Here is a 10,669-nt window from a genome sequence, read left to right on the forward strand (position 1 = left end):
TCACCATGCTAGCAACGGGGCGGGGAGAAAACAGGGAGATAGCTCAAAATTTACCCATGATTTCAATAAGGTTTTAGGTAACCCGTCACATATTGGTGGGAATAGTCTATCGTGCACGCAATCCTTTGCGCTAGGGCAAAATCATTATTAATTGTTTAAAATTAAGCAGTTGTTTTATTACGCTTGAGGCTAGTTATTACGAGGGGTTGATCACAAAAAGGCCAGCATTAAGCTGGCCTTTTGTAGGGTAAATTACGTGCTTGATAAGCTATGTAAATTAATGCAGGGTTTTCTTGTCCGTAGAAGCTTGTGCATACAGTTCAGTGACTTCAGATTCGTCGAACGTATAAGTTGTGCCACAGTAATCACAATGTAAAGAAACTGATCCAACTTCTGCCAAAATGTCATAAATTTCAGATTTCTCAACGGTGATGATTGCGGCACCGCTACGCTCACGAGAACAGCCACAATGAAACTCGACAGGTTGCGGCTCGTACAGACGAACTTTGTCTTGGTTATATAGTCGATACAATAACTCGTTCGCTTCTAAACCAAACAATTCTTCATCTTTTACTGTATCAGTGAGCTGCTCTAGATGTTCGAAATCATCTGGAGAGCCAGTGCCGTCAGGGATCACTTGAATCAACATACCTGCTGCGTGTGCTTTGCCCTCATGCTCACCAGTGCGGATCCATAGGCGCGTTTTTAACTGCTCTGAGTTTGCAAAGTAGCCTTCTAGCACTTCTGCTAAAGTGTCACCTTCTAATCCAACGACACCTTGGTAACGCTCGCCGTTTTTCGGTTCGATAGTGATCACAAGGTAGCCCTTACCCATTAGATCGTGAATGTTTGCGTCATCGGCAATATCGCCTTCCCAGCGAGCTACGCCACGGACACGTTGGTTATGGTCACCGTTGATAACGGCAAGAGACACAGGACCATCGCCTTGTAGCTGGATGGTGATCGAACCTTCGAACTTAAGAGTGGCAGTTAAAAGAGTAGTTGAAACGAGTAGCTCACCCAGCAGTTTCTCTATTGCTGCCGGATATTCCTTGCTGGAGATAACACGTTGGTACGCTTCATCCAATTGTACCAACTCGCCACGTACTGAAAGATCTTCGAATAGGTAGCGGTTTAAAACATTATTTGCCATGGAGTGCTTTCCTCGTTGGTAATTCCGGCTTTTATTGGTGTTTGAACTTAATGATGTCTCGGCGCTGCTTTTTATCTGGGCGGCGTTCCGGACTTGGGTTGTGGGCATTAAGCTTACGTTGAGTCGCGTGTTCCTCACGTTTCGCTATACTTTCATTAGTTTCGCGATATAAGGTTTGTGCGATGGGAGCGCCTCGGCGTTGATCTGAGATTTGTTCGATGATCACGATTTTTTCTTCGTTGCCTTGACGAAGTCTTACTTCAGCGCCCACTTCAACGATTTTACTCGGCTTGCTTCGTTGGCCATTATAGTGGACTTTACCGCCATCGACCATGTTACGCGCGATGGAGCGGGTTTTGTAAAATCTTGCGGCCCATAGCCATTTATCTAGCCTAACGGCTTCATTTAGGGAACTCATAGAACACTACGCTATCTAATCACTGCCCGAATACGGCAATGAGTGATGGATTATTCACCTACAGATGGAGTCAAGGCGTATTTTTTTCAAGGGAGTTGGCAAAAACTGCATAAGAAAAAGGTATGAAAGACAACTTGTGATATAGTTCACTGCTCTTTGTTGAGTAATAATTTTATTGCAAATTTAGCAATTTAAAGTCGATAGCTATCGTTATAGCTTAAATGACGGACGTTAGAATAAAGGAATCCATTCAGTGAAACGTTTAGAGCTAAGTGCAGGATTATCAAGCAGACCGCTACTGGCTCAGATCAAGTCCAATCATTATACCATTCAAGCCAAACTTAGCTTGTTGCTTACCTGTCTGTTTATTGCGATAACCGGATGGATACTTGGCAAAATTGTGTGGTTAGCCATACCTCAATCGTCGGAAGTGCCGCAATGGCGTCCATCGGCGAGTGGCGTTGTCGCGAGCAATAAAGGCGACGCGATAGATTTTAATGCCCTTCAGAATGCCAACCTATTCGGTAAATACACTGAGCAAAAAGCGGCAGTTGTAGAACAGCCCATTGTTAAAGACGCCCCTAAGACGCGCCTTAACCTCACGCTAGTCGGTGCGGTTGCCAGCAGTGATGCCAATACCAGCCTTGCTGTTATTGCTAACCGAGGTAAGCAAGCTACGTACGGTTTGGGTGAAGAAATCGAAGGGACACGTGCGACGCTAAAAGCGGTATTGGTGGATCGCGTCATCATTGATAACCAAGGTCGAGACGAGACCTTAATGATGCAAGGTATAGAATATAAGAAGCTATCTGAATCGCCGCAGGTAGCTAGGGCGCAAGCTCAGCGAGCAGAAGCAGCGACGTCTGACGTTGGAGAGAAATTAGAGCAAATCCGCGAGGAAATTGCGAAAGATCCACAAAGCGTTTTTAAATACATCACCATTTCACCCGTCAAAAAAGACGGAGACATTGTTGGTTATCGAGTATCACCTGGTCGTGATGCCGCATTATTTAATGATGTAGGGCTACAACCCGGTGATATTGCGGTTCAACTGAACGGGATCGATTTAAGTGATCCGTCTTCTTCAGTACAACTGATGCAAGTGATGAGCGATCCGCAAGAATTAAATTTAACTGTTGAGCGAGACGGCCAACAGTACGATATCTATATCCAATTGTAAGACTTAGGCAACCGGCGTAAGTTCAGGGAGACATACGTGAAACATTGGTTCAGCAAAAGTGCTTGGCTACTAGCAGGAAGTTTACTCTGCGTACCAGGTGCAATGGCAAACGAATTTAGTGCGAGCTTTAAAGGCACTGATATTCAAGAATTCATCAACATAGTGGGTCGTAACCTCGAAAAGACCATCATTGTTGATCCTTCAGTACGCGGTAAGATCGATGTCCGCAGCTATGACGTACTTAACGAAGAGCAATATTACAGCTTTTTCCTTAATGTCCTTGAAGTATACGGTTACGCAGTCGTAGAGATGGACAATGGGGTACTTAAGGTTATCAAAGCAAAAGACTCAAAAACCTCAGCAATCCCTGTGTTAGGTGATGGCAGCGCGCAAGGCGATAGTGTTATCACTCGAGTTGTCGCGGTGCGTAATGTGTCGGTCCGTGAGTTGTCTCCTCTACTTCGTCAGCTGATTGATAACGCCGGTGCCGGTAACGTGGTTCATTATGATCCAGCGAATATTATCTTGATTACTGGTCGTGCGGCAGTAGTGAATCGCTTAGCAGAGATCATCAAGCGTGTTGACCAAGCCGGCGATAAAGAAATTGAATTGGTGGAGCTGCGTAATGCATCTGCTGCTGAAATGGTACGCATTGTCGAAGCACTGAATAAAAGTGCGAATCAGAAAAGCACGCCAGAGTTCCTTGAACCTAAAATTGTGGCCGATGAACGTACTAACGCGATTTTAATTTCTGGTGATCCAAAAGTAAGAGCCCGCTTGAAACGTTTGATTCGTCAACTTGATGTTGAAATGGCGACAAAAGGTAACAACCGAGTTGTGTACCTGAAAAATGCGAAAGCTGAAGACTTGGTGGATGTATTGAAAGGTGTTTCCGATAACCTGCAAGCTGAAAAGCAAGCCGGTCAGAAAACATCAGGCGCATCGCGTGGTGAGGTCGTCATTGCTGCTCACGCTGCAACTAACTCGTTAGTTTTAACAGCGCCACCAGATATTATGATGGCATTACAAGACGTCATTTCTCAACTCGATATTCGTCGTGCTCAGGTTCTTATTGAAGCGTTAATTGTCGAAATGTCTGAAGGTGATGGTATTAACCTAGGTGTTCAGTGGGGTTCATTAGAAACGGGTGCTGTAATTCAGTACGGTAACTCAGGAGCCCCGATTGGTCAGGTGATGGTTGGTCTAGAAGAAGCAAAAGATCAAACCCGAACTGAATACTATACCAACTCTAATGGCGAACGAACGCCATATGATGTTACTGAATCAGGTGACTACTCTACGCTAGCGTCAGCACTTAGCGGAGTAAATGGTGCGGCAATGAGTATTGTCATGGGTGACTGGACAGCGCTAATTAGTGCTGTTGCTTCTGACTCCAACTCAAACATTCTATCTTCTCCAAGTATCACTGTAATGGATAATGGCGAAGCATCATTTATTGTGGGTGAAGAGGTTCCGGTTATTACGGGCTCTACGGCTGGCTCAAACAACGACAACCCATTCCAAACGGTTGACCGTAAAGAAGTCGGTATCAAACTCAAAGTAGTGCCACAAATTAACGAAGGTGACTCTGTACAGTTAAACATTGAACAAGAAGTTTCCAACGTATTAGGCGCGAACGGTGCGGTTGACGTTCGCTTTGCTAAACGACAGTTAAACACCTCTGTCATGATCCAAGATGGTCAGATGTTGGTTCTTGGTGGTTTGGTCGATGAACGCGCACTTGAAAGTGAGTCTAAAGTGCCGCTATTGGGTGACATTCCGGTACTGGGCCATCTGTTCAAGTCAACTAGCACGCAAACAGAAAAACGTAACTTGATGGTGTTCATCAAGCCGACGATTATTCGCGATGGTGTGACGGCTGACGGTATTACGCAGCGTAAATACAACTTTATTCGCGCAGAACAGCTTTATAAAGCGGATCAAGGGTTGAAGTTGATGGCAGACGAGAAGATCCCGGTTATGCCAGCCTTTGGCCAGGAGCGTCAGCACCCAACAGAGATTCAAGCGTTTATTGATCAAATGGAAAACAACTAATGGTTGATATGTTAGACACAGCGCCAAGTATGCGTCGTCTGCCATTCAGTTTTGCCAACCGCTTTAAACTGGTGCTGGAGACAGAGCATCCTGAGCGTCCACCTATTCTTTACTATGTCGAGCCGCTTAACCCTGCGGCTCTGGTTGAAGTCCGTCGTGTATTAAAGAAAAGCTTCGTACCGCAACCTATCGATAAAGAAGCCTTTGATAAAAAGCTGACCGAAGCATATCAACGCGACTCGTCTGAAGCGCGTCAGTTGATGGAAGATATTGGTGCTGATAGCGATGATTTCTTCTCTTTGGCTGAAGAACTGCCGCATGATGAAGACTTATTAGAATCGGAAGACGATGCGCCAATCATCAAATTGATCAACGCCATGTTGGGCGAAGCGATCAAAGAAGGTGCGTCGGATATTCATATTGAGACGTTCGAGAAAACCCTTTCGATTCGTTTCCGTGTCGATGGCGTATTGCGTGAAGTCCTGACTCCAAGCCGTAAGCTAGCGCCTTTGCTAGTTTCTCGTGTGAAGGTTATGGCTAAACTAGATATCGCAGAAAAGCGTGTGCCTCAAGATGGCCGTATTTCGTTGCGTATCGGTGGTCGTGCGGTGGACGTGCGTGTATCTACGATGCCGTCCTCACATGGTGAGCGCGTGGTAATGCGTTTGTTGGATAAAAACGCGACTCGTCTTGATTTACATAGTTTGGGCATGACACCTTCAGTGCATGACAACTTCCGTCACTTGATTGGCCGCCCTCACGGTATCATCTTGGTGACGGGCCCGACAGGTTCTGGTAAATCCACCACCTTGTACGCTGGCTTGCAAGAGATCAATAGCAACGAACGCAACATTCTAACGGTTGAAGACCCGATCGAATTTGATATTGATGGCATCGGTCAAACTCAGGTGAACCCAAAGGTCGACATGACGTTTGCGCGCGGCTTGCGTGCCATTCTGCGTCAGGACCCGGATGTGGTGATGGTCGGTGAGATTCGTGACTTAGAAACCGCACAAATTGCAGTGCAAGCGTCCTTAACGGGTCACTTGGTAATGTCTACTCTCCACACCAACACCGCAGTGGGTGCGATTACGCGTCTACGTGATATGGGTATTGAGCCATTCCTTATTTCTTCTTCGTTATTAGGGGTGCTAGCGCAGCGCTTAGTTCGAACGCTTTGTCCAAGCTGTAAAGAGCCGTATGAAGCCGATGCGGAACAGAAAAAACTGTTTGGTATGGAAGCGCATGAACCGTTAGAACTGCACCGAGCAAAAGGCTGTGAAGCGTGCAACCAAAAAGGCTACCGAGGTCGAACAGGTATCCACGAGCTCATTATGGTTGATGAGCAAGTGCAAGAGTTGATTCATCGAGAGTCTGGTGAACAAGAAATTGAGAGAGCCGTTCGCGCCCATACGCCAAGTATTCGCAGTGATGGTTTAAGCAAAGTACGTCGTGGTATTACGTCACTTGAAGAAGTGATGCGAGTGACGAAGGAAACCTAATGGCGGCATTTGAGTACAAAGCGCTAGATGCAAAAGGCAAGCATAAAAAAGGCACGATAGAAGGGGACAACGCCCGACAAGTGCGCCAGCGACTCAAAGAGCAAGGGATGATCCCGATTGAAGTGGTCGAGACGAAAGCTAAATCGGCTAAGTCTTCAGGTTCAGTCAGCTTTAAGCGCGGTATCTCAACATCTGAGCTGGCACTCATCACACGGCAATTGTCTACGCTAGTCCAATCAGGAATGCCTTTGGAAGAGTGTTTGCGTGCGGTCTCTGAGCAGGCTGAAAAGCCGAGGATTCGTTCTATGTTGGCTGCGGTTCGCTCGAAAGTAACAGAGGGTTATCCGCTTGCCGACAGTTTTGCCGATTACCCACACGTGTTTGATGAACTGTACCGCTCCATGGTTGCGGCGGGTGAAAAATCAGGTCACCTCGATACCGTATTAGAGCGTTTGGCAGACTATGTCGAAAACCGCCAAAAGATGCGATCTAAATTGCTTCAAGCCATGATTTATCCTGTAGTTTTGGTGGTATTCGCGGTTGTCATCGTTTCGTTCTTATTGGCGACAGTGGTTCCTAAAATCATTGAACCCATCATTCAGATGGGCCAAGAGTTACCTCAATCGACGCAATTTTTACTGGCAGCCAGTGAGTTTGTGCAAGATTGGGGGCTGATTATTTTCGTTGTGCTGGTGGTGCTTTTCTATGGCCTCAAACTGGCGTTGCAAAAGCCAGACTTTCGCTTAGCTTGGGACAGAAAAATCTTGAGCTTACCGCTAATAGGTAAGATCTCTCGAGGTTTGAATACCGCACGATTCGCACGAACGCTTTCGATCTGTACTTCCAGTGCGATTCCAATTCTAGAGGGTATGCGCGTTGCGGTAGATGTTATGTCTAACCGTTATGTGAAGCAGCAAGTGTTGCTTGCAGCGGATAACGTTCGAGAGGGCGCTAGTCTGCGTAAGGCGTTGGACCAAACCCGCTTGTTTCCACCAATGATGCTACACATGATCGCCAGTGGTGAGCAAAGTGGTGAATTAGAGAGCATGTTGACGCGGGCAGCCGATAACCAAGATCAAAACTTTGAATCAACAGTCAATATTGCTCTGGGTGTGTTTACTCCTGCGCTGATTGCATTAATGGCTGGATTAGTGTTGTTCATTGTGATGGCGACCTTGATGCCAATGTTAGAAATGAATAACTTGATGAGCGGATAATTTCGAATTAAGACGTGTCTACTAACGGCATGGCTTTAATCTAACTTTCGGAGAAAAAAATGAAGTTTAAGCGTAGTAAACAACAGGGTTTTACACTTTTAGAAGTGATGGTTGTTGTGGTTATCCTAGGTATTTTGGCAAGTTTTGTTGTTCCAAACCTATTGGGTAACAAAGAGAAGGCTGACCAACAAAAAGCGATTACGGACATTGTCGCGTTGGAAAATGCCTTAGATATGTACAAGTTGGATAACAGCGTTTACCCAACAACGGACCAAGGTCTAGAAGCATTGGTTAGTAAGCCATCTAACCCAGAGCCACGCAACTACCGTGATGGTGGTTACATCAAACGTCTTCCTAATGACCCTTGGGGCAACCAGTACCAATACTTAAGCCCAGGTGATAACGGTACAATCGATATCTTCACTCTAGGCGCAGATGGCCAAGAGGGTGGAGAAGGTCCAGCTGCAGATATTGGCAACTGGAACATGCAAGATTTCCAATAATTGAGCCTAAGCCAGCACTAATGAAACAAATGCGAAAACATAACGGTTTTACATTGATAGAAATTCTATTGGTGCTGGTTTTGCTATCTCTTACGGCTGTGGCCGTGATCTCGACGTTACCGACTAGCCAAAAAGATCTTTCCAAACAGTATGCTCAAAGCTTTTTTCAGCGTTTACAGCTGCTCAATGAAGAAGCGGTGCTGAGCGGTAAAGATTTTGGCGTTCGAGTGGATGATGCCAAATCGACCTACGCTCTACTGAGTTTAACCTCAGAAGGTTGGCAGCCTCTGAAATTAAAGCAGATTCCGAGCAAAACCAAGCTAGAAGAAGATATTACGCTACAACTCGAGCTCGGAGGTGGTGCTTGGGATAATGATGAGCGCTTATTCAAACCAGGTTCTCTTTTTGATGAAGACATGTTCGCAGAAGAAGAGGACGAAAAGAAAATTGAGCCACCGCAAGTGTTTATATTTTCCAGTGCCGAAGTCACGCCATTTACCCTGTCTTTTTTTCCGCAAAATGGTGATGCCTTTAATGACGGTTGGCGAGTCATTGGCAAAGAAAGTGGACAAATTTTGTTATTAGCTCCGGGCGAAGAAGTGAAAGAGGATGAGAATGCGCAATTTTAAGCAAGCTCACCCAAATTTGAGTCATCGCCGGACGAGAGGCATGACCTTACTGGAAGTATTGGTCGCACTGGCAATTTTCGCCACCGCTGCCATCAGTGTCATTCGCTCCGTGAGCCAGCATATTAATACAATCAGTTATTTAGAAGAAAAAATGTTTGCAGCCATGGTTGTGGATAATCAGATGGCAAATGTGATGTTGAATACCGGAGAACTCAAAGCGAAAAACGGCACAGAAGAGCTGGCAGGACGCACTTGGTTCTGGAAAGTCACGCCAGTCGCCACGACGCAGCCATTGCTGAAAGCATTTGATGTGAGCGTCTCGGTAGAGAAAAGCGCGAGCCCTGTAGTAACGGTACGAAGCTATGTGGCGCAATAATAATCCCCGCGCAAATACGCGCCAAAGGGTAAAAGGTTTTACACTTATTGAAGTGTTGGTATCGATTGCCATCTTTGCCAGTTTAAGTGTCGCTGCGTACCAAGTGGTATCGCAAGTACAGCGTAGCAATGCGCTATCACAAGAACGAACCCAACGCTTAAACGAAATTCAGCGTGCCATGGTGATGATGGATAACGATTTTCGTCAAATGGCGATGCGTCAAACACGTACTAATGGTGAAGAGCCTGCTAGCCGGCTAATTTTTTGGTCCGATTACCTGTTGGACTCCGATACCAAAGGACTGATGTTTGCCCGTTTAGGTTGGCACAACCCTCAGCAGCAGTTCCCTCGTGGAGAAGTAACCAAGGTTGGCTATCGCCTAAAAGAAGAAACACTGCAGCGAGTATGGTGGCGCTATCCTGATACGCCGGTTGGGCAACAAGGTACTGTTACTCCATTGCTAACGCAGGTCGAGTCATTTGATATGCGTTTCTATGATGGTAAGCAATGGAAAAAAGAGTGGGCTGAAGAAAAAGCGCTGCCGAAAGCGGTTTCTGTTGTTCTCACTCTCAAAGACTATGGAGAAATTGCCCGCACTTATCTCACTCCTGATGGCACATTGAGTCAGAAAGAGGAAAGTTCAGGAGACAGCAATAATGGTTAACCGTCAGCGCGGTGTTGCTTTGATTATAGTGTTGATGTTGCTGGCGATTATGGCGACGGTTGCTGCCAGTATGTCGGAACGTTTGTTCTTGCAGTTTCAGCGAGGCGCTAATCAAATCAATTACCAGCAAGCGTATTGGTACAGCCTTGGCGTCGAGGCGCTAGCAAAAGTGGGTATCGAGCAAAGTTATAAAGACACCGACACGATTAATATGAGTCAACCGTGGGCGATAAAAGAGCAAGTCTATCCGTTAGATTATGGTCAAGCGGCGGGACGAATTAGAGACAAGCAAGCGTGCTTTAATCTAAATGTATTGAGTCGTGTGCAACCAACGGGTCAGCAAATTACAAGACCATATTTAGTGAATGTATTGCAGCGCCTATTAGAAGAGTTGGATGTCGAGCCATATCAAGCAGAAATCATTGCAGACTCTACTTGGGAATACATTGATGCTGATGACTCTGTCCGTTCGACTACTGGGGTTGAAGACAGCACATATGAAGCGATGAAGCCTTCCTATTTGGCATCAAATGGTTGGATGGCAGATGCTTCCGAGTTACGGGCTGTCTATCAGGTGAGTGGTGAAATTTTCCAAAAATTGGAGCCGTTGGTCTGTGCATTACCAAGTGATGACTGGCGTTTAAACGTGAATACGATTGATGTTGAGCAAGCTCCGATTTTGGTGGCAATGTTCTCACCAAACTTAAGCAGTAGTGATGCGATTCAGCTAATTGAAAAACGCCCATTTGATGGGTGGGATAGCATTGATGAATTTTTAGCAGAGTCAGAAATGGCTGGCTTAAGTGAAGATGTAAAGAAAAACGCCAAAGGCTATTTGGGTGTGGATAGCGCCTTTTTTGAATTGGATGCACAAGTGTTGGTGGATGAATCACGTGTACGTATCCGAAGCCTTTTGCAAAGTACAAATAGAGAAACGGTGACCGTAGTTCGCCGTCGTTTTGGAGGGATCAG

The 10,669-nt window shown here is 45.9% G+C and carries 11 protein-coding genes; 9 read left to right on the top strand and 2 right to left on the bottom strand.

The features are described 5' to 3' along the window. Positions 1–277 precede the first annotated feature (277 nt). A complete protein-coding gene (gene hslO, locus R7Q48_RS19265; RefSeq protein WP_213877196.1) occupies positions 278–1,153 on the bottom strand; it encodes an Hsp33 family molecular chaperone HslO in 876 nt (291 codons plus the stop codon). 31 nt (positions 1,154–1,184) lie between these two features. After that, positions 1,185–1,571 (bottom strand): ribosome-associated heat shock protein Hsp15, encoded by a 387-nt coding sequence (gene hslR / locus R7Q48_RS19270; protein WP_005379292.1) that lies wholly within the window; start codon positions 1,569–1,571, stop codon positions 1,185–1,187. 253 nt (positions 1,572–1,824) lie between these two features. Here hslR and gspC point away from each other — a divergent pair, with 253 nt between their 5' ends. The 9 genes from gspC to gspK all read left to right on the top strand — a co-directional run. Next, on the top strand, positions 1,825–2,751 hold the full coding sequence (gspC, locus tag R7Q48_RS19275; RefSeq protein ID WP_256903251.1) for a type II secretion system protein GspC: 927 nt from the start codon (positions 1,825–1,827) through the stop codon (positions 2,749–2,751). A gap of 36 nt (positions 2,752–2,787) precedes the next feature. Further along, positions 2,788–4,806, top strand: coding sequence for a type II secretion system secretin GspD (gspD, locus tag R7Q48_RS19280; protein ID WP_005379295.1), 2,019 nt, complete (start codon positions 2,788–2,790; stop codon positions 4,804–4,806). Further along, positions 4,806–6,308 carry a type II secretion system ATPase GspE gene (gene gspE / locus R7Q48_RS19285; RefSeq protein ID WP_005379296.1) on the top strand — a complete coding sequence of 501 codons (1,503 nt, stop codon included), beginning with the start codon at positions 4,806–4,808 and terminating at the stop codon, positions 6,306–6,308. The genes gspD and gspE overlap by 1 nt, the downstream gene beginning before the upstream one ends. After that, positions 6,308–7,525 carry a type II secretion system inner membrane protein GspF gene (gene gspF / locus R7Q48_RS19290; RefSeq protein WP_033905910.1) on the top strand — a complete coding sequence of 406 codons (1,218 nt, stop codon included), beginning with the start codon at positions 6,308–6,310 and terminating at the stop codon, positions 7,523–7,525. Before gspE ends, gspF begins: the two co-directional genes overlap by 1 nt. 59 nt (positions 7,526–7,584) lie before the next feature. Beyond that, the gene (gspG, locus tag R7Q48_RS19295; protein ID WP_005379298.1) at positions 7,585–8,028 is read left to right on the top strand and encodes a type II secretion system major pseudopilin GspG; all 444 of its coding nucleotides are present in this window, start codon (positions 7,585–7,587) and stop codon (positions 8,026–8,028) included. A 29-nt stretch (positions 8,029–8,057) separates the two neighbouring features. Then, on the top strand, positions 8,058–8,657 hold the full coding sequence (locus R7Q48_RS19300) for a prepilin-type N-terminal cleavage/methylation domain-containing protein (protein WP_017635010.1): 600 nt from the start codon (positions 8,058–8,060) through the stop codon (positions 8,655–8,657). Then, on the top strand, positions 8,644–9,033 hold the full coding sequence (gspI, locus tag R7Q48_RS19305; protein ID WP_017820691.1) for a type II secretion system minor pseudopilin GspI: 390 nt from the start codon (positions 8,644–8,646) through the stop codon (positions 9,031–9,033). Before R7Q48_RS19300 ends, gspI begins: the two co-directional genes overlap by 14 nt. After that, positions 9,020–9,697, top strand: a complete 678-nt coding sequence (gspJ, locus tag R7Q48_RS19310) for a type II secretion system minor pseudopilin GspJ (protein ID WP_047103742.1) — start codon at positions 9,020–9,022, stop codon at positions 9,695–9,697. Before gspI ends, gspJ begins: the two co-directional genes overlap by 14 nt. Beyond that, positions 9,690–10,669, top strand: a 980-nt coding sequence (gene gspK, locus R7Q48_RS19315; RefSeq protein ID WP_318132409.1) for a type II secretion system minor pseudopilin GspK, incomplete at its 3' end; no start/stop codon positions are given. The genes gspJ and gspK, both read left to right, overlap by 8 nt.

The sequence above is a fragment of the Vibrio sp. 378 genome, from assembly GCF_033339435.1.